This is a genomic window from Acinetobacter portensis (assembly GCF_023158935.1).
Taxonomy (GTDB): domain Bacteria; phylum Pseudomonadota; class Gammaproteobacteria; order Pseudomonadales; family Moraxellaceae; genus Acinetobacter; species Acinetobacter faecalis.
Window position 1 is genome coordinate 1,955,238 of the sequence record NZ_CP096120.1, and the last position, 26,007, is coordinate 1,981,244.

Annotated in this window: 25 protein-coding genes; 15 read left to right on the top strand and 10 right to left on the bottom strand. The window is 36.5% G+C overall.

The window, feature by feature from the left end; all coding sequences use genetic code 11:
* Positions 1-139: 139 nt before the first annotated feature.
* The gene (locus MZO21_RS09810) at positions 140-1,468 is read right to left on the bottom strand and encodes an EcsC family protein (RefSeq protein WP_154772370.1); all 1,329 of its coding nucleotides are present in this window, start codon (positions 1,466-1,468) and stop codon (positions 140-142) included.
* Positions 1,469-1,725: 257 nt separating this feature from the next.
* Here MZO21_RS09810 and MZO21_RS09815 point away from each other — a divergent pair, with 257 nt between their 5' ends.
* Positions 1,726-2,955 (top strand): beta-ketoacyl synthase N-terminal-like domain-containing protein, encoded by a 1,230-nt coding sequence (locus tag MZO21_RS09815; RefSeq protein WP_154772369.1) that lies wholly within the window; start codon positions 1,726-1,728, stop codon positions 2,953-2,955.
* A gap of 19 nt (positions 2,956-2,974) precedes the next feature.
* Positions 2,975-3,427, top strand: a complete 453-nt coding sequence (locus MZO21_RS09820) for a CopD family protein (protein WP_154772368.1) — start codon at positions 2,975-2,977, stop codon at positions 3,425-3,427.
* A 311-nt stretch (positions 3,428-3,738) separates the two neighbouring features.
* Here MZO21_RS09820 and MZO21_RS09825 read toward each other — a convergent pair whose 3' ends face one another.
* The 4 genes from MZO21_RS09825 to MZO21_RS09840 form a co-directional block, all read right to left on the bottom strand.
* Positions 3,739-5,160 (bottom strand): amino acid permease, encoded by a 1,422-nt coding sequence (locus tag MZO21_RS09825; RefSeq protein ID WP_154772367.1) that lies wholly within the window; start codon positions 5,158-5,160, stop codon positions 3,739-3,741.
* A gap of 160 nt (positions 5,161-5,320) precedes the next feature.
* The gene (locus tag MZO21_RS09830; protein ID WP_154772366.1) at positions 5,321-5,680 is read right to left on the bottom strand and encodes a RidA family protein; all 360 of its coding nucleotides are present in this window, start codon (positions 5,678-5,680) and stop codon (positions 5,321-5,323) included.
* Positions 5,681-5,692: 12 nt separating this feature from the next.
* Entirely contained in the window at positions 5,693-6,805 is a 1,113-nt protein-coding gene (gene alr, locus MZO21_RS09835) for an alanine racemase (protein WP_154772365.1), read from the bottom strand.
* A gap of 29 nt (positions 6,806-6,834) precedes the next feature.
* Positions 6,835-8,091 (bottom strand): D-amino acid dehydrogenase, encoded by a 1,257-nt coding sequence (locus tag MZO21_RS09840; RefSeq protein WP_154772364.1) that lies wholly within the window; start codon positions 8,089-8,091, stop codon positions 6,835-6,837.
* Between the two features lie 139 nt (positions 8,092-8,230).
* Between MZO21_RS09840 and MZO21_RS09845 the strand changes: the two genes are divergently transcribed.
* Entirely contained in the window at positions 8,231-8,695 is a 465-nt protein-coding gene (locus MZO21_RS09845) for a winged helix-turn-helix transcriptional regulator (protein ID WP_248102534.1), read from the top strand.
* Between the two features lie 29 nt (positions 8,696-8,724).
* Here MZO21_RS09845 and MZO21_RS09850 read toward each other — a convergent pair whose 3' ends face one another.
* Complete coding sequence (locus tag MZO21_RS09850) at positions 8,725-9,381, bottom strand: HAD-IA family hydrolase (protein WP_248102531.1); 657 nt, start codon at positions 9,379-9,381, stop codon at positions 8,725-8,727.
* 112 nt (positions 9,382-9,493) lie between these two features.
* On the opposite strand from MZO21_RS09850, the gene MZO21_RS09855 reads away from it, so the two are divergent.
* The 6 genes from MZO21_RS09855 to MZO21_RS09880 all read left to right on the top strand — a co-directional run bounded on the left by MZO21_RS09855 (position 9,494) and on the right by MZO21_RS09880 (position 16,317).
* Positions 9,494-10,261, top strand: coding sequence for a hydroxymethylpyrimidine/phosphomethylpyrimidine kinase (locus tag MZO21_RS09855; protein WP_171501236.1), 768 nt, complete (start codon positions 9,494-9,496; stop codon positions 10,259-10,261).
* A gap of 448 nt (positions 10,262-10,709) precedes the next feature.
* Positions 10,710-11,750: an AraC family transcriptional regulator gene (locus MZO21_RS09860; RefSeq protein ID WP_248102528.1), complete on the top strand. Its 1,041-nt coding sequence runs from the start codon at positions 10,710-10,712 to the stop codon at positions 11,748-11,750.
* Between the two features lie 147 nt (positions 11,751-11,897).
* Positions 11,898-13,103, top strand: coding sequence for an acetyl-CoA C-acetyltransferase (locus MZO21_RS09865; protein ID WP_248102525.1), 1,206 nt, complete (start codon positions 11,898-11,900; stop codon positions 13,101-13,103).
* Positions 13,104-13,113: 10 nt separating this feature from the next.
* Positions 13,114-15,240, top strand: coding sequence for a 3-hydroxyacyl-CoA dehydrogenase NAD-binding domain-containing protein (locus MZO21_RS09870; RefSeq protein WP_248102522.1), 2,127 nt, complete (start codon positions 13,114-13,116; stop codon positions 15,238-15,240).
* A 159-nt stretch (positions 15,241-15,399) separates the two neighbouring features.
* Positions 15,400-15,714, top strand: coding sequence for a hypothetical protein (locus tag MZO21_RS09875; RefSeq protein WP_248102519.1), 315 nt, complete (start codon positions 15,400-15,402; stop codon positions 15,712-15,714).
* Positions 15,715-15,882: 168 nt separating this feature from the next.
* Positions 15,883-16,317 carry a DoxX family protein gene (locus tag MZO21_RS09880; protein WP_248102516.1) on the top strand — a complete coding sequence of 145 codons (435 nt, stop codon included), beginning with the start codon at positions 15,883-15,885 and terminating at the stop codon, positions 16,315-16,317.
* Between the two features lie 54 nt (positions 16,318-16,371).
* Here the strand turns inward: MZO21_RS09880 and MZO21_RS09885 are convergent, their stop codons facing one another.
* Together MZO21_RS09885 and MZO21_RS09890 are read right to left on the bottom strand one after the other, a co-directional pair.
* Positions 16,372-16,812 (bottom strand): GNAT family N-acetyltransferase, encoded by a 441-nt coding sequence (locus tag MZO21_RS09885; RefSeq protein WP_248102513.1) that lies wholly within the window; start codon positions 16,810-16,812, stop codon positions 16,372-16,374.
* Between the two features lie 9 nt (positions 16,813-16,821).
* Positions 16,822-18,039 carry a class I SAM-dependent methyltransferase gene (locus MZO21_RS09890; RefSeq protein ID WP_248102510.1) on the bottom strand — a complete coding sequence of 406 codons (1,218 nt, stop codon included), beginning with the start codon at positions 18,037-18,039 and terminating at the stop codon, positions 16,822-16,824.
* A gap of 104 nt (positions 18,040-18,143) precedes the next feature.
* Here MZO21_RS09890 and trhA point away from each other — a divergent pair, with 104 nt between their 5' ends.
* Both trhA and MZO21_RS09900 read left to right on the top strand, forming a co-directional pair.
* Positions 18,144-18,785 (top strand): PAQR family membrane homeostasis protein TrhA, encoded by a 642-nt coding sequence (trhA, locus tag MZO21_RS09895; protein WP_154772355.1) that lies wholly within the window; start codon positions 18,144-18,146, stop codon positions 18,783-18,785.
* Between the two features lie 140 nt (positions 18,786-18,925).
* A complete protein-coding gene (locus tag MZO21_RS09900; RefSeq protein WP_154772354.1) occupies positions 18,926-20,236 on the top strand; it encodes an MFS transporter in 1,311 nt (436 codons plus the stop codon).
* A 70-nt stretch (positions 20,237-20,306) separates the two neighbouring features.
* Here MZO21_RS09900 and MZO21_RS09905 read toward each other — a convergent pair whose 3' ends face one another.
* Entirely contained in the window at positions 20,307-21,317 is a 1,011-nt protein-coding gene (locus MZO21_RS09905) for a metallophosphoesterase (RefSeq protein WP_154772353.1), read from the bottom strand.
* 187 nt (positions 21,318-21,504) lie between these two features.
* Here MZO21_RS09905 and MZO21_RS09910 point away from each other — a divergent pair, with 187 nt between their 5' ends.
* Entirely contained in the window at positions 21,505-23,055 is a 1,551-nt protein-coding gene (locus tag MZO21_RS09910) for a phospholipase D family protein (protein WP_154772403.1), read from the top strand.
* 3 nt (positions 23,056-23,058) lie between these two features.
* On the opposite strand, the gene MZO21_RS09915 is transcribed toward MZO21_RS09910, so the two are convergent.
* The gene (locus MZO21_RS09915; protein WP_154772352.1) at positions 23,059-23,841 is read right to left on the bottom strand and encodes a lysophospholipid acyltransferase family protein; all 783 of its coding nucleotides are present in this window, start codon (positions 23,839-23,841) and stop codon (positions 23,059-23,061) included.
* Between the two features lie 205 nt (positions 23,842-24,046).
* On the opposite strand from MZO21_RS09915, the gene MZO21_RS15120 reads away from it, so the two are divergent.
* The 3 genes from MZO21_RS15120 to MZO21_RS09925 all read left to right on the top strand — a co-directional run bounded on the left by MZO21_RS15120 (position 24,047) and on the right by MZO21_RS09925 (position 26,000).
* Complete coding sequence (locus tag MZO21_RS15120; protein ID WP_266095561.1) at positions 24,047-24,181, top strand: hypothetical protein; 135 nt, start codon at positions 24,047-24,049, stop codon at positions 24,179-24,181.
* A gap of 71 nt (positions 24,182-24,252) precedes the next feature.
* Positions 24,253-25,593, top strand: a complete 1,341-nt coding sequence (hflX, locus tag MZO21_RS09920) for a ribosome rescue GTPase HflX (RefSeq protein WP_171501234.1) — start codon at positions 24,253-24,255, stop codon at positions 25,591-25,593.
* 35 nt (positions 25,594-25,628) lie between these two features.
* Positions 25,629-26,000, top strand: coding sequence for a hypothetical protein (locus MZO21_RS09925; RefSeq protein ID WP_248102507.1), 372 nt, complete (start codon positions 25,629-25,631; stop codon positions 25,998-26,000).
* The last annotated feature ends 7 nt before the right edge of the window (positions 26,001-26,007 follow it).

A 26,007-nucleotide genomic window follows, 5' to 3' on the forward strand; every position in this document is an offset into this window, starting at 1 on the left:
GTTAATGAAATGGTCAATATTCGGCTACATACCAAATATCGACTATTTCTACATTTAAGCAACTTTTGACTTGTTATTTAAACAGATACAATTCGGCCTAATTCTTTGAATTTTTTGTAACCTGATTTTCTCTTACTGTTTATCGCTTTTCTTTAGCGGCTTTTGCTGTTGGTTGACTCACAACAGGACGCTTTCTTTGTTGTGCCGTTTTAACTGGTGCTCTTTTTTTCACATCTACTGCAGAACCTTCAGAACCTATCGCCTTATTTTGTGGAGTTTTTCGAGTAGCTACCTTCTTTATAGGTGTCTGCGTTACAGACTCACCTGCCAATTCATCTTTATTCTTTAATCCAACTTCTTCAATATCTTTAACGCTAGCATCAACATTGGCTTTAATTTGCTCTATTAATTTAGGTTTAATTTGAGTAACCAAAGCCAAAGACTTTTCATATGCTTCCAGTGGAGATAAAGCTGAATCCTTTTGCTCTAACAAATATGCACGCGCTTGAGCAAACACGATTTGCGCTTTTTCATTAACCTCTTCAACAAGCTTCCAACTATACATTGCACCAACAGATGCACTTGCAATAGGTGCAAGTTTTGTCAACATTGAAAATTTCGGAATGCTATTCAACCATTGCCACTTAGCATCACCCTCTTCATTGGTAAGCCATCGCTTTAAGGCTTCAATATCGTTACTTGAGCCCACAAGTTTTTGTAGTTGATGTACATCATGTGTTTCTAATGTATTTGAAATGGCTTTTATCGCCATCAAAATAGCTTGTTTTTCTGCAATTAAGCCTAAATCAATTTGTTTGAAGATATATTGAACAATTTCTTGCTCAGTTTCTTTATTTAGCTCGAAGCCATAAGAACGTCCAACTTGATAAATCGTTCTTAAAGACATAACTATAGATACTGGAATATCAACAGCAGAACCAATTACCCCCGTTGCACCTGTTACAGCACCTTGTACCGAAGCAATCCATTTATTTTGTTCTGCCAAAGCACGACTTATTCTTTCTGAACGGCTGACATCTCGTGTTAGTTCTTCTAAATGTTGTACGCCTGCTTCGTCTAACACAGCATCTACAGAACTTATATTATTGGTAAATGTATTGAGTTGATCGAAGAGATAATCTGAAACTTTATCTGAGAACTGTGGAGCAACAAAATTCGCAACACGATCTATCGTTCCGTAATGTTTTCCAAACAATTGTCTTGAAACCTGAGGCACGTGAGTACGTAATAATTGTTGTGGATTTTCATATATATTTGCTTCAAACATACTTTTGGTTCGAGCTGAACCTTCTATAACGTTTGATTTATCTAAAGCTAAGTTTTGTTTAGAAATATCATTGGAGGTTGCCTGCTGAATTACCTCTATACCAACTTCACTGAGCTTTTTAGCCACTCCAAAAGCATTTGTGAGGAATCCTCTTGATCGTTTATTATCAGAATCTTTCATACTTCCTCACACTCCCAATTATTCGGTTTATTAAGTAAATACTAGGCTTAGTCTAAGTTTATCTCAATATTATTGTGCATCTTTTACTTAAATATACACATATAAGCTTAATCATCAAACAACCCAATAATAGGCATAATATTTGCCATAAGAATTCAAAATTCTTTCTGCTATTATGATCCCATTGAAAATATATTGAGAAGAGCTTCTACAAAGAACTCATACCTCAACATTGTCACCATATAAAGGATCTGTAGATGAAACGTGTTGTAATCACTGGTATGGGTATTAACTCATGCATTGGTAATACATTAGAAGAAGTGAACCACTCTTTACAAAATGGGATTTCAGGAACACGTCTTAATCCAGTCTACCAAGAATTAAACTTCAAAAGCCATGTAAGTGCTGCTGCAGCTCAAGATTTTGATGGTATTGATCGTCGTTTAAAACGCTTCATGGGCGTATGTGCAATGTATGCATATAACTCTGCTCTTGCTGCGGTTGAACAAGCAGGTTTAACTGCTGAACAACTTGGTGGTAATCCTCGTTATGGTATTGCTGGTGGTTCAGGTGGTGGTTCTACTGCTTCTGTAATTGAAATGAATGAGCTTTTAGAAACTAAAGGCGCACGCAAAGTTGGTCCTTTCTTTGTTCCACGTAACATGACCAACACAATTACAGCAAACGTTGGCGTAGCATTTAAATTACAAGGTGTTGCTCACACAATTACAAGTGCTTGCGCAACTTCTGCCGATGCAATTGGTTATGCATACAACCTAATTCAATTAGGCAAACAAGATTTAATGCTTGCTGGTGGTGGTGAAGAAGATCATTGGTCACAAAGTTTATTGTTTGATGCAATGGGCGCACTTTGTTCTAAATATAACGATTCACCTGAAACTGCATCTCGTCCATATTCTGCTGACCGTGACGGTTTCGTTATTGCTGGCGGTGGCGGTTTTGTTGTTCTTGAATCTTTAGAACATGCTCAAGCACGTGGCGCAAAAATTCTTGCTGAAGTTGTTGGTTATGCTGCTAACTCTGATGGTGCAGATATGGTTGCACCAAGCGGTGAAGGTGCAACACGTTGTATCCTTATGGCTTTAGAAGAAGCAAAACAACACGGCGTAGACAAAATTGACTATGTAAACACACATGGTACTTCTACCCCTGCTGGCGATATTACAGAATTAAATGCAATGGGGCGTGCTTTTGGTGAAGGTAATGTTCCTCCGCTAAGCTCTACTAAATCTATGACGGGTCACAGCTTAGGTGCTGCGGGCGTTCAAGAAGCAATCTATTCTATTCTTATGATGCAAAATGACTTTATTGCACCAAACATCAACGTGACTGAACTTGATGAAGGTACAAAAGGTTATGACATCGTACTTGAAAAACGCGAAGCAAAATTGAATACTGTAATGAGTAATAGTTTTGGCTTTGGCGGCGTAAATGCTTGCCTTATTTTCAAGAAGTGGGATGAATAATCCCTAAAAAGGATATTCAATGGATGCTCCTTCAGATGCTTTCTTATGGGTTAAAGCATTACATATAATTGCCGTGGTATGTTGGTTCGCAGCTTTGTTCTATCTACCACGCTTATTTGTTTACCATGCAATGAGTGAGGATGTCGTAAGTCATCAACGCTTTGAAGTCATGGAACGTAAGTTATACCGTGGTATTATGTGGCCTGCCATGATTGCAACACTCATCACAGCTCACTTTTTAGTGGATTGGGGTGATGCAAGAATGCATTATCACGAAGCATTGTGGTTTTACCTTAAAGTTGCTTTGGTTGGTTTATTGGTGATTTACCATTTAATTTGTGGTTATTACCGTAAAAAACTCATCAACAACGCACACTACAAATCACATAAGTTTTGGCGTTACTTCAATGAAATGCCAACTCTGATTTTGTTTGCAGTTGTTATTCTTGTTGTGGTTAAACCCATCTTCTAAAGTTTGCAAAAATTAAATATCATAAAAAAGCCTCCTAAATTGGAGGCTTTTTTACTTTTGCTTTAAATAAAGATTACGAATTTTGTTATGTAATGGCCTAGAGTAATATTTTAAAGTTAGACAGTTGATCGAAAAAGATACCTTTTCAATATCCCATCTTTAAACTTATTTAAGATATTGCCCATTATTATTACTTAACACAGCCTTCCATCTCCAAATTAAATCAGCCTTCTTATACACAACAATAGTAAATACAAAAAAGCCATGAGCACCTAAATACCCATGGCTTTAAATTTAGCAATTTTGAATAATTACTGATCTAGTTTTTTAACACGTGGCATATAAAGAACTCTATATGTTACTGCTAAAATAACTAACCATAATGGACTAATAATTAAAGCTTTTAATGTATCTGGCTCTAAACTTAAAATAACCAAAGCAAATAACAAGAATGCCAATACAACATAAGACATTGCCACGCCGCCTGGCATTTTGAATTTTGATTTTTCATGTAGCTCAGGTTTTAACTTACGATAGCGGATGTAACACACCATAATTAAGCCCCAAATACTAATAAATAGAATTACACACAATGAACTTGCGAGTGTGAATGCTTCCATTGTATTTGGTACAAAATATTGAAACGCTGCGCCAATCATAATAAATGAGCAAGAGAAATATAAACCTTTCGCAGGTACTGCACGTCTAGAAAGCTCTGCAAGTTTTTGAGGTGCCTGACCACCACGCGCCAAACCAAACAACATACGGCTTGTAGAGAATACACCACTATTCATAGATGACATTACAGATGAAAGTACAACCAAATTCATAATAATGGCAGCTGTAGCAATACCTGCATGCAAGAACAAGCTCACAAATGGACTTTGATCTGCAGGAATTTCAACCCAAGGTGTAACTGCCATAATCATAAGCAAAGACAGTACATAGAAAAGAATAATACGTGTTGGAATTGCATTTACCGCTTTTGGTAAGTTCTTTTCAGGATCTTTAGTTTCCGCTGCCATTGTTCCAAGTAGTTCCACACCTACAAAGGCAAACATTGCAATTTGGAAACCGGCTAAGAAACCCATTGCACCTTTAGGGAACATTCCGCCATGCGACCAAATATTACTAAAGCTTGCAACTGAACCTGTTGGTGCTTGGAAACCTGTGAATACCATGTATCCACCGACAAAAATTAAAGCAATAATGGCTAAAATTTTAATTAAGGCAAACCAAAATTCAATTTCACCAAACAATTTAACCGTTACAAGGTTAATTGCTAAAATAAAAACAACGCAGGCTGCACTAATTAAAGCTTGCCCCATTGGGGTAAATGCCATATCAGGCGGTAACCAAAAACCTAAATAGTTAATAATTGCGGCTAAATCTGCAATACCAACAAGTACCCACCCTAACCAATACGACCAACCAATATAATAACCAGCACCTGGGCCAATTAAATCGGTTGCCATATCAATGAAAGATTTATAGTGTAAATTTGAAAGTAAAATTTCACCTAAAGCACGCATTAAAAAGAAGAACATGAAACCAATAATCATGTAAATAAACAGAATAGATGGACCTGCAAGAGAAATTGTTTTCCCCGAACCCATAAATAATCCTGTTCCAATCGCACCACCAATCGCAATTAACTGTAAATGTCGATTCGATAATTTGCGTTGCAATTCATTTGGTGATGATTTTGTATCATCAAGACCTGTTGTTTTCATAATAAAACATCCATTTAACCGTCTTTTACAAAGCTAGATAACATACTTTGATTTAAGTCCTAAAACCAAACATTTATGTTATTTTTCACGTTTATTCATGAATCATTTTATGAATAAACGTGCGCATGATTCCTTATAAATAATTTTTCAAATTACTTAATTATGCTTGTGCTGCTGTCACTGCAATTTCAATTAACCAATTTGGATTAACCAAATCTGCCTGAATAGTTGCACGTGAAGGTGTTTCATGACCTTTTAACCAATCAATCCAAATTGAATTTACAGTTTGAAAATCACTTAAATTTTTCACAAATAATTGCGCAGACAAAATGCGTGTTTTATCTGTATTCGCAAGTGCCAATAATTCATCAATTGTATTTAAAATTTCAGTCGTTTGACCCGCAACATCGTTATCTGTGTTTTTAGGTACTTGTCCAGACAAGTACACAACTTTGTTAAATACAACAACTGAACTCATTACTTCGTTTGTGTTAAATCTTTGAATATCTGATTGAGACATTTTTATTTCCTTTTATTGTGATTGCACAAAGTTCACACGTGCCGTCACAGCACACATCAACTCGTATCCAACTGTTCCTGAAGTTGTTGCAACTTCATCAATTGATAAAACAACGCCTTGGGACGAATATCCCCAAAGCACCACTTCACTTCCAATTTGAGCATTTTTTATAGATGTTAAATCAACAACAAGCATATCCATGCTGACACGCCCAATTGTTGTCGTTCGAATAGAATCTACCAATACAGGTGTTCCTGTTGGTGATATACGCTGATAGCCATCTGCATAACCACATGCAACAACACCAATTTTCATATCGTGTTCAGCGATGAAGTTTGAGCCATAGCCCACACTATCGCCTGCTTTGATATTCTGTATAGCAATGATTTCACTTCTTAAACTCATGGTTGGTTTAAGATTCCAATCTTGAATATTATGCGTTGGATAATCTGGTGAACTGCCGTAAAGCATGATGCCGCTACGAACATAATCCGACTGAAGATGATTTGAATGTCTTAATATTGCTGCGCTGTTGCTAATTGAGGTTTCACCCTCAAGTTTCTGAGTGATAGATTCAAAAATATCTTGTTGATATTTCACACCATCTTGTCCAAAACGTTCACCATCTGCATCTGAAAAATGCGTCATGTGGGTAATAGATTGGACAACGTTCAGCTTTGAAAGCCTTTGCCAAATGTGTGGATATTGCTCAGGTGTAAATCCTAAACGATTCATCCCACTGTTCATTTTTAAGAAAATATCGAATTTAGCTTCAGGGTTGAGCTGTGAAAATTGTTCAAGCCATTGAACTTGATGCTCGCTATGAATTGCGAAACTGATTTGATGTTTTTGGCAAAAGTACAAATCATCGAAAGCAAAAACACCTTCAAGCAAAAGCAGTTGACGCGTACATCCTAAAGCACGTAATCGCTTGCCTTCATCTAAATCAATAAATGCGAAACCATCTGCGGCTTGAAAAGCATGATAAACACGCTCAATACCATGCCCGTAAGCATTTGCCTTAACAACAGCAAATACTTTGCTGTAAGGCATATTTTTGCGTGCAATATCTAAATTATGTTGCAATGCTTCATGATGAATAATTGCAGTAATTGGACGTGGCATTTTCTCTTCCTTGAGCGACCAAATAAACCTTATGCAACTGAATAGCGCTGTAGCGATAAGCCTTCTGTACTAATTTCAGGTGTTTTATTGAGCACTAAATCACTCATTAATTTTCCTGAACCACATGCCATCGTCCAACCTAATGTGCCGTGACCTGTATTAAGGAATAAATTTTTAAAGCGAGTTGCACCAATAATTGGTGTGCTATCTGGTGTCATTGGACGTAAACCTGTCCAGAAACTTGCATTTTCTAGGTCACCGCCTGGGAATAAATCTCGTGTCACCATTTCTAAAGTTCCACGACGATCTTCATTCAGGTTCAAGTTAAAACCACTCAGTTCCGCCATACCGCCAACACGAATACGCTCATCAAAACGTGTAATCGCAATTTTATAAGTTTCATCTAAAACTGTAGATTGCGGCGCAAAAGCAGAGTCAATAATTGGCACAGTTAACGAGTAACCTTTTACAGGGTATACAGGCAAATCTAAATCGAGCGGTTTTAAGAAATCACGTGAATAACTACCAAAGGCAAGTACGTATTTATCGGCAGTGAGTACTTCACCATTCACCAATACGCCTTTAATTTCATCGCCTTCTACAATGAGTTTTTCAACATTTGAATTAAATTGAAATTTCACACCTATCTCTTTTGCCTTATCTGCTAAAGAGTTTGTGAAAATATAACAGTCGCCTGTTTCATCGTTTGGTAGGTGTAAACCGCCTACTAATTTGTCTTTCGCTTGTGCAAGTGCAGGCTCTACACGTGCTAAACCTTCGCTATCTAATAATTCGAAAGCAACGCCTGTTTCTTTTAATACTTCAATATCTCGCTGAACAGCTTCTAACTGAGCTTCATTACGAAAAACTTGGAGCGTGCCTTTTGAACGGTTTTCATAAGAAATACCAATATCTTCTCGTAACTTTTTTAAGCAATCGCGGCTATATTCTGCAACACGAACCATACGCTCTTTGTTAATTGCATAACGATCGGCGCTACAATTTTTTAGCATTTGCGCCATCCATTGCAATTGCCACATGCTTCCATCAATATTAATAGCTAGTGGTGCATGATGTTGGAACATCCACTTCACGGCTTTAAAAGGAATTCCCGGAGCAGCCCACGGCGTCGAGTATCCAGGAGAAATTTGCCCTGCATTACCAAAGCTGGTTTCTTCTGCTGGTCCTGTTTGACGATCAAGCACAGTAACTTCTGCTCCTTGCTGCGCAAGATAGTACGCACTGGTCACACCAATAACACCACTACCTAAAACAATTACGCGCATTTCGAATCCCTCGAATATCTTTTAGTTGATTTAACTAGTATATTTTTGGTTAGATAGTTAAATTCACTGAATTAAAACCGTTTATCTAGGTAATTTAATATTTTTGTCCTGATTTTTTGAGAATAAAAGGAAATTATTCATGCGCCCCTTAGATAGAACTGATCGACAAATTTTAAATATTCTGCAAAAAAATGGACGAATTGCGATCAGCGAATTGGCATCTCGGGTAAATTTATCGACTACACCCTGTTCAGAACGTGTAAAGCGCCTAGAACGTGAAGGTATTATTATGGGATACCACGCACGCGTGAACCCACAACTCATTGATCGCAATTTATTGGTATTTTTAGAAATTAAATTATCTGCCAAATCGGGCGATGTTTTCGATCAAGTTGCACGAGATTTAATTGAAATTCCTGAAGTTTTAGAATGCCACTTAATTTCAGGTGAGTTTGATTATTTGGTTAAAGCACGTTTAAAAGAAATGAGCGCTTATAGACGCTTATTAGGTGATTTATTGAAAAAGCTTCCATCTTCCGCATCTTCACACAGTTATATTGTGATGGAAGAAGTTAAAGAAAGTTTATATTTAGAGATGAGCTAATTTTTTAGCCCATCTCAATAACAATAATATTAGTTGATTGCAGGTAAATGCTTCAGCACATCTGCAAATTGCTGAATACGAGCTTTAGGCTGTGCTCTATCCAACTCATCACTTGCCCCATAACCATATTCGACTGCTATTGCTTCGATGCCATTTTTACGCGCGCCTAAAATGTCATATTCACGATCGCCAATCATTAAGCAATGTTCAGCATTCAAATTTTCTTGTTCCAAAATATAAGCAATAAGTTCAGCTTTATTGGTACGCTCGCCTGTTAATTCACTGCCGTAAATGACTTTAAAGTTTTGCGCTAAATTAAAATGTTCTAAAATTTGCTTGGCATAAATTGTTGGTTTTGCAGTTGCTACATATAAAGTATAGCCACACTCATTTAATGTTTTTAATGTTTCAGCAACTGTTGGATAAACCAAATTTTCAAATAAACCTGTTACAGAAAAACGTTCACGATATCCTAATAAAGCTTGTTCAGCTAAATCATTATCTACAGAAATATTTAAAATTTTAGCCAAAGATGCTTTTAATGGCGGGCCAATAATCCAATCGATATTTACGTCATCTGCAATAGGATGCCCAATTTTATTTAATCCATAACGTGCCGAAGTGGTAATACCTACTTTAGGGTCTGTTAAAGTTCCATCTAAATCTATTAATACTGTTTTAATCACGGAGCAAACTCTGCAAGGCTTGGGGTTTATACATTTTCGATATAAAAGACTATCGAGAGTTGAGTCAATTTTACCTATACTACCTCAAATTGAATCATTAAAGGATGAGCGCGTGCGCCCAACAGTACTTTGTTTTTCTGGATTAGACCCATCTGGCGGTGCAGGCTTACAAGCAGATATTGAAGCTATTGGTCAAAGTGGCGCTCATGCTGCAATTGCATGTACAGCGTTAACCGTTCAAAACTCTCAACAAGTTTTTGGTTTTGAAGCAACATCAAAAGAGCTACTACTTGCTCAAGCCAATGCCATTGTAGGTGATTTACCAATTACGTGTATTAAATCTGGCATGTTAGGCACAACAGATAATATTGCTGCACTTGCAGAATTTTTAACTAAACATGCAGATTACAAATATGTTCTAGACCCTGTTTTGGTTGCAAATAGCGGTGGCTCTTTGGGTGATCAAGCAACTTTAGTGAAAGCATTTGCACAGCTTATTCCTTTAGCTACAGTTCTCACTCCAAATACTGTCGAGCTTAGAGCATTAACAGGCATAGAAGATTTAGAACAAGCAACAGCAAAACTTTTTGAAATGGGTGCGCATGCCGTTTTAGTAAAAGGCGGACATGAAGATACGCCCGACTACATTCGCAATGCTTTATATATTCAAGGTGAACTCATTTCTGAAACCAAATGCCCTCGTCTAGAAGGTGAATATCACGGTTCAGGATGTTCTCTTGCAAGCTTTATTGCAGGACGTCTAGCACTAGGTGACGCATTAAAAGATGCTGTACATCATGCGGAAACATGGTTATTTGGCGTACTTAAAAAAGCAGAAGTACCTGTTCCAAATGGTCAAAGAATTCCAAAACGTTTTTAATTTTCTGCATCTTAGTAAAAAAGCCTATTTAATTTAGGCTTTTTTATTGTCACTTCGGCAAATAAATTTTCCTTCAAAATAAATCTGAAATGATCTGAATGTTGTAACTTAACTTCAAATTGACATTATCGTTAAAAAAACCACTGACCAAATTGATTAAATATGCACAAACATCGCATCTTAATTTTACAAATTTACACTTGTGTCAAAAATGGTAAAACATAACCATATAGCAAGATTATTCAATAACTTAAATAACAATATATTCGAGTTTTTGCTCTAATTTAAATATTTTCTATCTTTTTCAAATAAGATAAAAGTATAAAAACAATGTCATGTTCAGCCAATGACCTTGATAGTTTCGGCAATTTACCATGTACAAAATTGGCAAAAACAATCTTGTAAATTGCCAAATATATTTTTTTAATGTCATTTAGGTCAAATATACGTGAACGCAAAAGAGTCTGAAGTATTTAACGCGAGCCGAGATACCATTAGTATCCACTTTGTAAATGCTGCCCTGACTGGGGTAAAACGCCTAGGCATGGATGTAGAAACCTTGCTGTCTCACGTTGGCATTGAAGCAGAATTATTACGTCAACCTAAAGCTCGTATATCTCCAGAACAATACACACGATTTGTGAAAATGTTGTGGATGGTGACCCAAGACGAACATGTTGGTTTCGATCTACAACCACGTCGTTTAGGTTCATTTGCCATTATGTGTCAATTGATTATTCACGCAAAAACCCTAGGCGACGCACTTGAGCTTTCAACTCAATTCTATAAATTATTTGGTGATGAAGGCTGTGTAACTTTAGAGCGTGACAAACACGAAGCACGCCTTGTTCCACTCATTCCAAAAGAGAGTGACCCTGACCATTTCATTACAGAAAGTATGCTAATGATTTGGCATGGTCTTGCATCGTGGTTAATTGACCGTCGTATTCCATTAGAACGTGTACATTTTGGTTATGAACGCCCGAACCATGCAGATGAATACGATGCATTATTCTTCGCTCCTGTTATGCAATTTGATACACCACGCACTGAAATTACCTTTGCGGCGGATTATTTAGATTTACCAATTCGTCAAACAGAAGAAACACTTGAAGAATTCTTAAAAGCTGCCCCTGCACAACTTCTAGTGAAATTTAAAAATACCAATTCTTTAACTTCACGTATTCGTGATGTATTAAAGAGCCAAATTGGTGAAGAAATGCCAACATTGAATGATGTTGCATCTATGTTGTACTTATCTCCACAAACTTTACGACGTCGTTTGGCTGCGGAAGGCAAAAGCTACCAAGGTGTAAAAGACTCTTTACGTCGAGATGCCGCAATTCATTTATTGTTGAATCCTGCATTAACCCTTGAAGATGTTGCTCAACAAGTTGGCTTTAGTGAAACAAGTACATTCCACCGTGCATTTAAAAAGTGGACAGGTGTAACCCCTGGTCTATACCGTCAGCTTCACGGTTATCACTAATTTTTGATTTTTAAAAGCCCATGTTTAACATGGGCTTTTTTGTGCTTAAAACTTTAATGACCTTTCCGTTTTCATCATTGCAGTTCAAAAAATATCCCGTACACTCAAATAATAAAAAGTTGAAAAATCACAAAAAAGGAATTGAGTATGACAGAGGCTTACATCATTGATGCCATTCGTACACCACGTGGAAAAGGAAAAAAAGATGGCTCACTTTATGAAGTGAAGCCTATATCATTACTCACAACTTTATTAAATGAACTCAAAGATCGGCATCAATTAGACACATCTAAAGTAGATGATATTGTTTTAGGTTGTGTCACACCTATTGGAGATCAAGGTGCTGATATTGCCAAAATAGCAGCCATTGCAGCAGGCTGGGACAATGATGTCGCAGGCGTTCAAATTAACCGTTTTTGTGCTTCAGGTTTAGAGGCTGTTAATTTAGCAGCACAAAAAGTTCGCTCAGGCTGGGAAGACTTAATTGTTGCAGGTGGCGTCGAATCTATGTCGCGTGTACCTATGGGTTCAGATGGTGGCGCGTGGGTATTTGACCCTGAATCAAATATAGCAACCAATTTTGTAGCACAAGGCATTGGCGCAGATTTAATTGCAAGTATTGATGGTTATACACGTGAAGATGTCGATGCATTTGCAGAACAATCACAAAAAAAAGCTGCCTATGCGCAGACACTAGGTTATTTTGATTGTTCGATTATTCCTGTAAAAGATAAAGCTGGCGTAACCATTTTAGCCAAAGATGAGTTTATAAAACCAAACACAACTGTAGAAAGTTTAAGTACATTAAAGCCAAGTTTTGCAAGTATGGGGCAAATGGGTTTCGATGCGATTGCACTACAAAAGTATCCTGAAGTTGGCGCTATTTCACATGTGCATCATGCAGGAAATTCATCGGGTATTGTAGATGGCGCCGCACTTGTACTTTTGGCATCTGAAAAAGCAGTAAAAGAACAAAATTTAAAACCACGTGCCAAAGTTTTAGCAACTGCGCTTGTTGGAACAGACCCCACTATTATGCTTACAGGGCCTGTACCTGCTGCAAAAAAAGCCTTAGAAAAAGCAGGTTTAAAACTTGATGATATAGACCTATTTGAAGTCAATGAAGCTTTTGCTGCCGTGGTTTTACGTTTTATTCATGAATTAAACATTGATCCTGCAAAAGTAAATGTGAATGGCGGTGCAATTGCATTAGGGCATCCTTTAGGTGCAACAGGTGCCATGATTTTAGGTACGCTGTTAGATGAATTAGAACGACAAGGTAAAAAGCGGGGTTTAGCAACCTTATGCGTAGGCGGTGGCATGGGTATAGCCACGATTATCGAGTTGGTATAAGGAGAAAAATATGAGCGCTATTCAATTCCAAAAAAATGCAGATAACATCGCTATTTTAACGCTAGATTCTCCTCATCAGTCTGCCAATACCATGAATGCAGATTTTCGTGCTGCCCTCACAGAAACTGTCGAAAAATTACGAGCAGATGAAAGTATCATTGGTATTGTTTTTCAATCTGCGAAAAAGACCTTCTTTGCTGGTGGTGATTTAGACGAACTTATTCAAGCAAAACCAGAACATGCAACAGAATTCTTCAACATGATTGAAGATATGAAAACTAAACTGCGCTATATAGAAACTCGTGGAATTCCTGTTGTTGCTGCCATTAAAGGTACAGCTTTAGGCGGTGGTTGGGAATTAGCACTTTGTTGTCATCATCGTATTGCTTTAAATAATTCAGAATCTACTTTTGGCTTACCTGAAGTCACCTTAGGGCTACTTCCTGGTGGTGGCGGTATTGTTCGTATGACTCGTCTACTAGGCATTCAAACTGCACTTCCGTACTTAATGGAAGGCAAGCAATTTGGCATTGAAAAAGCAGTTTCATTGGGTCTCATTCATAATACCGCAGAAAATGAAACAGAGCTTTTAGACAAAGCCATTTCTTGGATTAAGAGCAACCCTCAATCTCAACAACCTTTTGATACCAAAGGATCTAAAATTCCAGGTGGAACTCCCGCTTCACCACACATTGCACAAATGCTTTCTATTGCTCCTGCAATGTTAAGAGATAAAACCAAAGGTTGCTATCCTGCACCTGAAGCCATTTTGGCAACAGTCGTTGAAAGTGCTCAAGTAGATGTAGACACAGCGCTTACCATTGAATCGCGCGCCTTTACATATTTAGCAACAGGTCAAGTTTCTAAAAACATGATTGGTACCTTTTGGCATGGCTTAAATACAATTAAATCGGGTGCGAGCAGACCTCAAAAAATTGCTCAATCTAAGGCATCTAAAGTTGGGGTTTTAGGTGCAGGTATGATGGGTGCAGGTATTGCTTATGTAACAGCAAGCAAAGGAATTGCGGTTGTTCTAAAAGATATTTCTATTGAAAATGCTGAAAAAGGCAAAGCCTACTCACAAAAATTGCTAGATAAAAAAGTCACTCAAGGACAACTTGCATGTGAAAAGCGAGATCAAATTCTTAACTTAATAACAGCCACAGCAAATGCAAACGATTTAAATGGATGTGATTTAATTATTGAAGCTGTGTTTGAAAATTCAGAACTAAAAGCCAAAGTCACACAAGAAGCTGAAAACTTTTTAGCCGATGGTGGCGTTATGGCATCAAATACATCTACCCTACCCATTTCAGATTTAGCCAAAGCATCTAAAAATGGAGCCAATTTTATAGGACTTCATTTCTTTAGCCCTGTCGATAAAATGAAATTGGTTGAAATTATTAAAGGGAAAAATACATCTGCGGAAACTTTAGCAAAAGCTTTTGACTTTGTTCTACAAATTGGTAAAACGCCAATTGTGGTAAATGACAGCCGAGGATTTTTTACCAGTCGAGTATTTTTCACTTTTGTAGAAGAAGGAATTCGACTTCTTGCCGAAGGTGTTCATCCTGCACGTATTGAAATGGCAGCCCTAAAAGCAGGCATGCCTGTTGGACCACTCGCAATTCAAGATGAAGTTTCACTCACCTTATCGGAACACGTTGCGAATGAAGCACGCAAAGCAAACCAGAATAAAAACGATAGCTTAACAAGTGCTGAAGAAGTCATTCACACCATGATTCATCACTTTAACCGTAAAGGCAAAGCTTCAGGTGCAGGCTTTTATGAATACCCCAAAGATGAAAAAAAACATTTATGGGATGGCCTAAGCCGTTGGAAAAAAGAAGTGGAAATATCCGAACAAGAAATGATTGATCGCTTTTTATTTATTCAAGCTCTGGAAACTTTACGCTGCCTAGAAGAAGGCGTTTTAACCTCTACAATTGATGGAAATATTGGTTCAATTTTTGGAATTGGTTTTCCCGCTTGGACAGGCGGTGCATTACAATTTTTAAATCAATATGGATTAAGCAAAGTACTAACTCGTGCAAGCGTATTAGAAAGTAAATATGGTGTGCGCTTTAAAGCACCACAAATACTTATCGATAAAGTCAAAAATAATGACTTAATTTAATAGCCTTTTACAGTTTATATAGGTGCTTATTGCACCTATTTTAAGCTTAATTTTGAATAGTACATCTGCACTTTGGCACAAATATACAGCCCTAAATTTGTACTTTTATGATATAAGATTACCCAATTAATGAATTTTTCATCTCAATTGGTATTGATTATGTCCGATCAAACATCTCCAGAAAAATCTCCTTGGGGCTGGAAAGCACTTATTTTATTCACCATTGGTGGCATACTATTTTTAGGCTTTTTCTATTTAGCTGTAAGCAACGAACCTGACTATATGCCAAGTCAAAAAGCAAAAGAGAATACTCAACAACATGCTTTTAAAAATGCACCGGCTATGTCTCAAGAAGCTTTAGATAAAGCTCAAGCAGATAAAGCTGAACGTGAAGCAATGTCTGCTGATATGCACAATATGTCTGCTGATGAACATGCTCAAATGTCTGATGCTTCAAGTGCACATGGTCATTAATATTAAGAATGAAGCATCTTAAAAAAGCAAGGCATATTGCCTCGCTTTTTTAATTCTATATAAACTTTATAATCAAAAATAAAAAAACAGTGTTCTTATATTGATCCGAAAATTCATGTGAATCCTGCATAAACTAGAACATTAAAAATGCAAAGATTGAGTCATATAATGCAGTTATTTTATTCGAGTGATTTTTCAATAAATTCAACAAAATTCAATTTAAGTAACACATCCAATATTCTAAGAATAATTTGCGGTTTATTTTTAATTCCTGAAGTCTTTGGTAAGTTTAATGGCTTCATGCAGCTCAATCTAAACATCGTCAATTTCTTTGCAAGCGTTGGGCTAAATCCTCCTGAATTTTGGGTTTATAGCGCCGCACTTGGTGAGCTTTTATGTGGATTAGCATTAGTTTTTGGAATATGCACTCGCTATGCTGCACTTGGCGCGGCATTAATTTTATTTGTTGCTGTCATTGCCTTAAATATTGTTCGTGGGCACTTTGCTTGGACATGGTCTATCGGTGGCGATGAATATCTTATTTTTTGGATTATCTGCTGTTGTATTGTGGCTTTAAATGATTTTAAAGCATTAAAAGAATAATTTAGATTTTAAAAAAGCGAGATCAATGATCCCGCTTTTTTATAAGATTCACTTTTAAATTACAGACAAATCCATATTAATATGTGGAATTCCACAATCTAAATAAAACTCGCCTTTTTGCTTAAAACCAAGCCCGTTATAAAAAGGAATTGCATGTTCTTGTGCAGATAAATGTATTTGATTTCGACCTTGGTTTTTAGCCACCTGAATAATTTCAAGCATGAGTAATTTCCCAATACCCAAACCACGATGCGAACTTAAAACAGCTACACGTCCAATACTGTTATTTTGCAATAATCGTGCTGTTGCAATGGCTTGATGATCATCATAAACAATAAAGTGCAGACTAATAGAATCTTGCTCATCCCACTCATCTTCAGCAGCAATATTTTGCTCTTGTATAAATACACGTGTACGAATCATTTGAGCATCTAATTTCAACTCTTCCCAAGAACCTGAAACAATCTTGTAGTTAGATGCATTTGTTTTTGTCATTTTAGTTCCTTAACACTTACAACCAATATCTTGCTGATCCCATTCATCATTCATTAGAAGCTCCAATGAATGCTTTTGAATACCATACATATCTTTTAAAGCTTGTATTTGTGCAAGTACCGCTTGATCTGGCTCAGTATAGTCTTTGCGTTTTGTAGCCAAAATCATTTTATTTTTACTGGTGTGTTCTAACGCAACAAATTCAAAAACTTTCGTTTCATAACCATAAGCCTTCAAAATTAAGGCACGAATAGTGTCCGTTAACATTTCAGCTTGTTGCCCTGCATGAATGCCAAATTGAAGCATCGGTTGTAAAACTAGTGGTGCTTTTAATTGTGGACGCAATTCTTTATGACAACACGGCGCGCACATAATCATTTGTGCATTTAAACGAATGCCTGTGTGAATTGCGAAATCTGTTGCAACATCGCATGCATGAAGTGCAATCATTACATCTAAACGTTCTGGTGCGTAGGTACGTACATCACCTTGGAAAAAATCAAGCTGATTAAATTGAACATCGGAAGCTAATTTTTGGCAGAACTGAACCATTTTTTCATTCAATTCCACCCCCGTAACATGCGGTGTTTGAATGTGCTTTGTCATATAGTCGTATAAAGCAAAAGTTAAATACCCTTTACCTGAACCAAAATCGACTACATGTAATGCATGATCATCCGTTTTAATTTGATCTAAAGCACCTGAAAAAATTTCTACAAATTTATTAATCTGTTTCCACTTTCTCGCCATGCTTGGAATAATTTGCGCTTTAGCATCTGTAATACCTAAGCCCTGTAAAAACAAGCTATCTTGCTCAACAAAACGGTGCTTAGCTCGATCATGCCCTTGCTGTTCACTTACTTTAACGACAGGTTTATTTTTACTGATACTTAACATGACTTTTTTCTTATTTTTCTTCAATTGAAGTTCTTGTTCAGATGTTATTAAATTCGCTTGTTTACACACATTCAAAAGATCAACAATAACATCCATAGCTTGTTTAATTGGAAAGTTTTTAGTGACATCTTGCGTCTTATATTTATATAAACAGCTCAAAAACTGTTCATTTTGCAATAAAATGACTCTTAGGTTTATTTTTTCTAATTGCTCTAACTCACCTTTATATTGGCTAAAAATAAGTCGATCAAAACCTTGTGTTTCAAGAGCTTGCTGAAAGGTTTCTAAAAATTGCTGTTCTTGAACTGAGAGATTTGCCAATTGAGACATGAGTAAAACCTAAAGTAAATTGCAGTTAAAGTGTAAATGTTCTTACACAAAAATGAAAATTGAATTACTATACAGTTGTATATTTAATAATATGGCATAAGCCTATGAATGCGCCACTCGTTCAAGATTACGATAGTTCCGAAGAAAGAATTAATGTCTGGAGCCATGGAATTGGTGCCTTACTTGCCTGTATCGCAACAGCACTCATGATATACAAAGGTAGCTATTTAAGCATAGGTCAATGGATTGGGCTTTGGGTTTATGGTTTCAGTATGATCCTGCTTTTTACAGGCTCTACGCTATACCATATGGCAAAAACACCTGATAAACGCTTTTGGTATAAAAAATTAGACCATACCGCTATCTATTATTTAATTGCGGGAACTTATACTCCTTTTTTAGCAATTGCCATTCCAACAGATAAAGCGAAGTATTTATTAGTCGCATTATGGGTGATTGCGCTAATTGGTACACTATTCAAGTTAATTTTCATCCATCGTTTTCAAAAAATTTCACTCATTGCATATTTGGTCATGGGTTGGCTTGCAGTGCTTGTAATAGACGACATGCAGACATATTTAACGAAAGATGCGCTCACTTTTTTAATCATTGGGGGATTATCTTATACGATTGGTGCATTGTTTTATGCATTAAAAAGAGTAAGATACACGCACGCTATCTGGCATATTTTTGTATTGATAGGTGCAGGATCACAATTTCTGTCTATCTATCTCTACGTGATTTAATCATCTCATTCTTCATTACAGTGACCCTGAGCGAGTCGAATTGAGACGGTTGCCGTTGTTTTTTTAAGAAATTATGTTTTTCTAAAAAGATTACGCTTTTAAAACTAAGTTCTTTAATTTTAGTAAGTGTAAGGTCTCCAATGTCGTCTTCCAATACTGTTGCTGCTGAGCAACCAACTAATTCAAAGTTTCGTGTACTTACTGCTAGCTTGGTAGGCACAACAATCGAGTTTTTCGATTTCTATATCTATGCTACAGCTGCTGTCATTATTTTCCCATATTTGTTCTTCCCAACTAGCACAGACCCAATGACGGCAACAATTCAATCTCTTGCGACATTCGCAATTGCTTTTATTGCTCGTCCTATTGGTGCAGCATTATTTGGACATTTAGGTGACCGAATTGGTCGTAAAGCAACACTGGTTGCCGCACTATTGACCATGGGTATTTCAACAGTTTGTATTGGTTTACTTCCAACTTATGCTCAAATTGGAATCGCAGCGCCATTGCTTCTTGCATTATGTCGTTTAGGTCAAGGTTTAGGTTTGGGTGGCGAATGGTCTGGTGCTGTACTTTTAGCAACAGAAAATGCACCTGAAGGTAAACGTGCTTGGTACGGTATGTTCCCGCAATTGGGTGCGCCTATCGGCTTTATTCTTGCAACAGGTTCATTCCTTACTCTCGGTTATTTCATGACTGAAGAAGCATTCATGCAATGGGGATGGCGCATTCCATTCATTTCAAGTGCTTTACTTGTAATTGTGGGTTTATGGATTCGTTTAAAACTTCATGAAACACCTGCGTTCCAAAAAGTTTTAGATAAACAGAAAGAAGTAAACATTCCGTTTATTCAGGTATTTAAAAAGCATTCTGGCATGCTTGTATTAGGTACAATTGCTGCAATTTGTACTTTTGTTGTGTTCTATCTTACAACCGTATTTGCATTGCAATGGGGTACAACAAAACTAGGTTATAGCCGTGAAGAGTTCTTACAACTTCAATTAGTTGCTACGCTATGTTTTGCTGCATTTATTCCACTTTCTGCTGTATTTGCAGAGAAATTTGGTCGTAAAGCAACATCAATTGGTGTATGTGTCGTTTCTGCTATTTTTGGTCTTTTCTTTGCAGACTTACTTGAATCTGGTAGCACATTCGTTGTGTTCTTATTCTTGTGTATTGGTCTTGCAATTATGGGCTTAACTTATGGTCCTATCGGAACTGTATTATCTGAAATTTTCCCAACTTCAGTACGTTATACAGGTTCTGCGCTTACATTTAACATGGCTGGTATTTTTGGTGCTTCTTTTGCGCCATTAATTGCAACTAAACTTGCAACAGGTTATGGTCTATACGCTGTAGGTTACTACTTAACAGCAGCATCAATTCTTTCACTTTTAGCATTCTTGCTTATTCGTGAAACAAAGCATGATGATGTAAATAACCAAGTTTAATTAGCGTTAGTGATCATTAAAAAAACCAGCACAATGTGCTGGTTTTTTTATTTCTTTTTCTATATCTAGCTCAATGTAATTTGATAATATCAATTGTAGGTGGTACTCGAAAACGAAATGGCACACCCACCATTCCTGTTCCTACCGTTACAAATACATCTGCATGTTCATGCTGATAAAGCCCTTTCTTATGACCTAATATCGACACTTTTTTCATAATGTAGTCCGTTAGCCACGGAAGCTCAACTTGTCCGCCGTGTGTATGTCCTGAAAGCATCAGTGGACGTGTTGGTAGCTTAGGCACCATATCTACAGTGTCTGGGTTATGTGAAAGAATAATCCAAGGTTTATCCTGTGGTAAATCTGGCATATAACGCATGTCGGTTTTACCCGCCCACAAATCACCTACACCTAATAATCTGAACTCGTCAAAATCTACAATTTGACCTTCAATATCGAGTACATTATTTTGTTCTAATGCCGTGGCTAATAGTTGCTGAATTGGTGGTCCAGGATATTGCTCATCATGATTACCATTCACAGAATAAACAGGTGCTTGAATGCCTTTTAAAACAGCAAGCTCTTCAACTAATTTATTTTCAGGCTCATAGGTCCAATCCCCTGCTACAACCACCAAATCGGGTTGTTCACGGTTAATTTTATCTACAATAAGTTTAAGTTGACGTTCATGTCCTGAAAATAAACCAATATGTAAATCTGCAATAAGTGCAATTTTGACAGGTTTATTTAAAGGTTTATCTGGATTAATTTTATATTGAGTTGTTTGAACCTGAATAAAGAATGGTTCAATAAATCGTGCATAAATTAAAAGCCCACTCACAAAAACAATAAATATAGTTTCATGAATTGAGTAATAACCAACAAATCCTGCGTATAAACTAAATACAAAAACTGGAATAAGTAAATAAGATAAATAAAATGCGAGTAAATGCACAAATGCTTTAAATGGATGAATGGTTTCAGTATTTGCCTGACTCAACCATGCTTGAGAAATACCCCAAATCGCAAGCAGACCCATCACGATATAAAAATATATAATCATTGAACTTGGATCCCACATATTTATTCTCTACATTTTCTTGACGTTATTATTACGCCCCATATCTTTATCTTTTCACAGCTGAGAACTATACTCAAACCAATTTTTATCTACTCTATTTTTAGATATAACTTCAAGGATTGTTCACTTGCAAGATCAACAAAATATTCATCAATCGAATTCTAGCTCAGTAGCCAAAATTCTACTTATGAGTACGCTTGTGCTTGGTGTTCCTGCATGTTCAACACTTCCTAAACAAATGCCACAGCCAATTCAAAATGCATTTGATATCAATACATCTACAACATCACTTGCAAAAATAATTGAACCTTTACGTGAAAAAAATATAGGTTTAACGGGCTATCATGTTCTTTATGACCCACTTGAAGCACTTGCTGCCCGTATTCATCTTATTGATCGTGCAGAAAAAAGCTTAGACTTACAATACTATATTTGGGACAACGACAAAATAGGTGCACTTGCATTACACTCTATTATTCAAGCAGCAGATCGAGGTGTAAAAGTTCGATTATTAGTCGATGACAATAATGCAAAAAAAATGGAAGGTATTTATCTTGCGCTCGATCAACATACCAATATTAGTGTAAAACTTTATAATCCATACCGTTTCCGTCACTACCGTGCGATGGACATGGTATTAGATTTAAAACGTATTAATCGACGTATGCATAACAAAAGCTTCATTGTCGATAATCAACTTGCGCTCATTGGCGGGCGTAATATGAGTAATCAATATTATAACGTCAGTGATAATTATCAATTTTCTGATGTTGATGTGATTTTAGCAGGGGCTGCATCTGATGAAATTATTCATTCATTTGATGAATATTGGAATGATGATTATGCCTTCCCTGTACGTCAATTGGTTAATCCAAGACATTACACTTTACGTTACGATGGATTAAAACAACAACTTAGTGAACATTATCAACAAGCAACAGTTCAAAATTATTTAAATTTAGCGTATCGCTCTCAAGCTTTTGAAAAATGGCTCAATGAAAATATTCAATTCGATTGGGTAAAAGCCGAAGTTGTAAGTGATTCACCAAGTAAAATTAAATCAAAAGCATCTAAAGAAGAACATTTAAACTTTCAACTACTTAACCGTTTAGATGAGCCAACAAAAAGCGTAGATATTATTTCAGCTTATTTTGTTCCTGAAAAAGAGGGAGCTAAAAAACTCAATGAATTAGCAGAATCTGGCGTGAATGTTCGTATTTTAACAAATTCATTTAAAGCGAATGATGTTCCTGTTGTTCATGCATTTTACTCAAAATATCGACAAAATCTTTTAGAAAATAATGTTCAGCTTTATGAGTTTATGCACACACCTTCGCAAAATAACTTATATGAAAATACAGAAGAACTTTCGAAGAAAGCAAAAGTTAAATTAAAAGGCTTAAGCCGTTCTAGCTTGCATGCCAAACTTATGGCAATTGATGAAAAACAAGTTTTTATTGGTTCATTTAATTTCGATCCAAGATCATCTTATTTAAATTCAGAAATTGGTGTTTTGTTAAATAGTCCAAAATTAGCACTTGGCGTGCATCAGACTATGAGTTCAAACTTACCCAAATACGCTTATAAACTAGTTTTAGACTCTAAAAACAATATTAATTGGAAACATACCAAAGAAGATGGTTCGCTCGAAACTTTGCGTAAAGAGCCTAAATTAAAATGGTATAAAAAAGCAGCCTTAAAATTTGTTTCTTGGCTGCCAATTGAAGGATTTATGTAGTTTCTAGTTTGATGCTGGTGAGGTTACAACTTCTTTTTGCAAAGTCGCTAAACCTTCAACCATTTTTTGTTGAACCAATGCTGTTAAAGTTTCAACAGTATGCCCTTCCACAGAAATTGCAGGCAATGCCATTAAATGTGCAGTTACTTGTGGCATTTCAATCACTTTCTTTACATGCTCTGCAAAACTAATATTACCAATATACGGCGCAACCATATCTTGTTCACCATTTTGGTTTACATAACAAATCACACATGCTTGAACAGGACGCTGTGCTTCAATTGCAGCACCTAAAATTCGGCCGTGCACTTTTTTAATTCGAGTGCCATCTGTTGTAGTTGCTTCTGGAAAAAATAAAACAGGAATATCTTGCTTTAAAAATTCAGCAATTTGTTCTCGAATACGAACTGAATCACCAGAACCACGCTTAATAAATAATGTTCCACCGCCCTTAGCAAGCTTTCCAAGCAACGGCCATTTTTCAATTTCTGCTTTTGCCAAAAAGAAAACGCGTGCACCCGAACCTAATACGGCAATGTCTAACCATGAAACATGATTACTCACCCAAAGTGCAGGCGTACGTGGAATTTCACCATGCACTTTCACTTCAATATTAAATTCACGGCATAACTTTCTACAAAAATACTGCACATAACGCGTATTTTTAGGATTATTCGAATCTTTATATAAACCGTAACGATAAACCAAATAAAAGCCCTGAAGAACAGTGGCTGTACCTGTTATGAGTTTTTTTGAGTAAAGAAAAAATTTAGAAATCGCATTCATATTTAATATTTAATATATTGAAGTTGCAGGATCAATAAGATGCTCGCATTAAACATCATCATTATTTGGCATTATCTTATACTTTTCATAGCCAACTTGCATTGATTATAAAAAACGAACACAAAAATCATATTTATCAATTTTAATTTATTTAACAAATAAAATATTATTATTTTATCGAAATATTAGATCAATGGTGATTTTCATGAATCCTCAAAACAACGATCAAACTCAGAACTCAATCACCTATTCATCTGCACTGCAATTTATTATTGGTGGCTGTATTTTATATTTTGGTGCCATTATTTCTTTTGCACACCTCTTTGTTGCCGCGCTATAAGAAATAGCAAAGCATCGCTATCAGATATACTCTAGAATATAACTTTATTATGTTTGTAGAGATTCGGCTGAGTGATAGATTTAACAGAACATCAAGTTGGTGAGCGAGTTATTCTCGTAAGCGTCATTGTACAAATGCTCAATGACCTTGATGCAGATGAATTTTCTCTTCTCGCAAAATCTGCGGGTGCCGAAATTTTAGAACATATACACGCACAGCGTATTCGACCAGATGCCAAACTTTTTATTGGTTCAGGTAAAGCCGAAGAAATTGCACAGCGTGTTGAAGAACTCGATGCAAATTTAGTTATTTTTGACCATGCGCTCACTCCTGCTCAAGCACGTAATTTAGAACGAATTATGAAATGCCGAGTTGTGGATAGAACAGAACTTATTCTTGATATTTTCGCGCAACGTGCACGTACTTATGAAGGTCGTTTACAAGTTGAATTAGCTCAGCTTCAACACCTTGCATCTCGTCTTATTCGTAGCCGTGGCGATTTAGACAGTCAAAAAGGTGGTATTGGTTTACGTGGACCAGGTGAAACATTACTAGAAACAGACCGTCGATTGCTTCAATTACGCATGGGGCAACTCAAATCTAAAATTGAAAAAGTAAAACAAACACGTCAACAAGGTCGTTTAGCACGTCAAAAAGCAGCAATTCCTACGGTTTCTTTAGTGGGATATACCAATGCAGGAAAATCGACACTTTTTAATATTTTAGCCAATAGTGATGTTTACGCAGCAGATCAACTTTTTGCCACACTCGATCCAACCTTACGTGCTTTAGAATGGGATGGTATTGGTAAACTTGTACTTGCAGATACTGTTGGTTTTGTACGTAACCTATCTCACTCATTGGTAGATTCATTCAAAGCAACACTTGAAGAAACACTCGAAGCAACATTATTACTGCATGTGATTGATTCAAACAGCCCCGATATGTTGGAACAAATTGAAGCTGTTGAAAAAGTTTTAACTGAAATTGGCGCAGATGTACCAATTATTCGGGTTTATAACAAAATTGATCAATCCCAAGAAGAAGCAAAAATTATTTATGCTAAACCACATTTACCAGATCGCGTTTATGTTTCAGCGCATAGCGGAAAAGGTTTAGATTTACTCAAACAAGCCGTTCATGAAGCTTTAATGGGACACCTACAAAGCTTTGAATTAACGCTTAAACCATCTTACGGAAAATTGCGTAATCAGCTTTACTCACTCAATGTGATTCAATCTGAACATTATGATGATGAAGGTAATTTACAGCTTCATGTCATTATGGCTCCACAAAAAATTGAACAGCTTATTAAGCAAGCACATTTACCAATTGGTGAAATATTAGGCGAAAAAGCTAAAATTTTTCAAAGAAAGCTCGAAGAGTTTGAAATTCAGGATAGAATCGATTAAAAGTTGATTAATAACGGATTAGAAGTATAAATAAAATGGAATTTATTAAAGGTATTGATTGGACAGCATGGGTGGGAACAATTCTGCTCATTGTTGGATTTCGTGAATCTGCACTTTGGATTACTACACAATTCAACCATCCAGAACTTGGTAACTTAGTTGGTTTACTGAGCTTACTTGTTGTTCTTTTCCTTTGGCGTACATTTGGAAAACTGCCAACCCGACTAGTCGATACCAATAATAAAATTATGAAAGAAAGTGCATTTGCTTTCTTGCCCATTAGTGCAGGCTCATTACTCATGATGGTGCATATGGGTGACAAAATTCCTGCATTTTTACTGGTGCTGTTTATTAGTACCTTAATTCCCCTATGGGTTTACGCAAAAATGGCCAAGCGTTGGTTATAGGAGAATT

Excerpts from the sequence above, each read along its gene's own strand:
- MZO21_RS09810 (WP_154772370.1), bottom strand. The coding sequence starts at position 1,468 with ATGAAAGATTCTGATAATAAACGATCAAGAGGATTCCTCACAAATGCT.
- MZO21_RS09815 (WP_154772369.1), top strand. The coding sequence starts at position 1,726 with ATGAAACGTGTTGTAATCACTGGTATGGGTATTAACTCATGCATTGGT.
- MZO21_RS09820 (WP_154772368.1), top strand. The coding sequence starts at position 2,975 with ATGGATGCTCCTTCAGATGCTTTCTTATGGGTTAAAGCATTACATATA.
- MZO21_RS09825 (WP_154772367.1), bottom strand. The coding sequence starts at position 5,160 with ATGAAAACAACAGGTCTTGATGATACAAAATCATCACCAAATGAATTG.
- MZO21_RS09830 (WP_154772366.1), bottom strand. The coding sequence starts at position 5,680 with ATGTCTCAATCAGATATTCAAAGATTTAACACAAACGAAGTAATGAGT.
- alr (WP_154772365.1), bottom strand. The coding sequence starts at position 6,805 with ATGCCACGTCCAATTACTGCAATTATTCATCATGAAGCATTGCAACAT.
- MZO21_RS09840 (WP_154772364.1), bottom strand. The coding sequence starts at position 8,091 with ATGCGCGTAATTGTTTTAGGTAGTGGTGTTATTGGTGTGACCAGTGCG.
- MZO21_RS09845 (WP_248102534.1), top strand. The coding sequence starts at position 8,231 with ATGCGCCCCTTAGATAGAACTGATCGACAAATTTTAAATATTCTGCAA.
- MZO21_RS09865 (WP_248102525.1), top strand. The coding sequence starts at position 11,898 with ATGACAGAGGCTTACATCATTGATGCCATTCGTACACCACGTGGAAAA.
- MZO21_RS09870 (WP_248102522.1), top strand. The coding sequence starts at position 13,114 with ATGAGCGCTATTCAATTCCAAAAAAATGCAGATAACATCGCTATTTTA.
- MZO21_RS09875 (WP_248102519.1), top strand. The coding sequence starts at position 15,400 with ATGTCCGATCAAACATCTCCAGAAAAATCTCCTTGGGGCTGGAAAGCA.
- MZO21_RS09880 (WP_248102516.1), top strand. The coding sequence starts at position 15,883 with ATGCAGTTATTTTATTCGAGTGATTTTTCAATAAATTCAACAAAATTC.
- MZO21_RS09885 (WP_248102513.1), bottom strand. The coding sequence starts at position 16,812 with ATGACAAAAACAAATGCATCTAACTACAAGATTGTTTCAGGTTCTTGG.
- MZO21_RS09890 (WP_248102510.1), bottom strand. The coding sequence starts at position 18,039 with ATGTCTCAATTGGCAAATCTCTCAGTTCAAGAACAGCAATTTTTAGAA.
- trhA (WP_154772355.1), top strand. The coding sequence starts at position 18,144 with ATGAATGCGCCACTCGTTCAAGATTACGATAGTTCCGAAGAAAGAATT.
- MZO21_RS09900 (WP_154772354.1), top strand. The coding sequence starts at position 18,926 with ATGTCGTCTTCCAATACTGTTGCTGCTGAGCAACCAACTAATTCAAAG.
- MZO21_RS09905 (WP_154772353.1), bottom strand. The coding sequence starts at position 21,317 with ATGTGGGATCCAAGTTCAATGATTATATATTTTTATATCGTGATGGGT.
- MZO21_RS09910 (WP_154772403.1), top strand. The coding sequence starts at position 21,505 with ATGAGTACGCTTGTGCTTGGTGTTCCTGCATGTTCAACACTTCCTAAA.
- MZO21_RS09915 (WP_154772352.1), bottom strand. The coding sequence starts at position 23,841 with ATGAATGCGATTTCTAAATTTTTTCTTTACTCAAAAAAACTCATAACA.
- MZO21_RS15120 (WP_266095561.1), top strand. The coding sequence starts at position 24,047 with ATGAATCCTCAAAACAACGATCAAACTCAGAACTCAATCACCTATTCA.
- MZO21_RS09925 (WP_248102507.1), top strand. The coding sequence starts at position 25,629 with ATGGAATTTATTAAAGGTATTGATTGGACAGCATGGGTGGGAACAATT.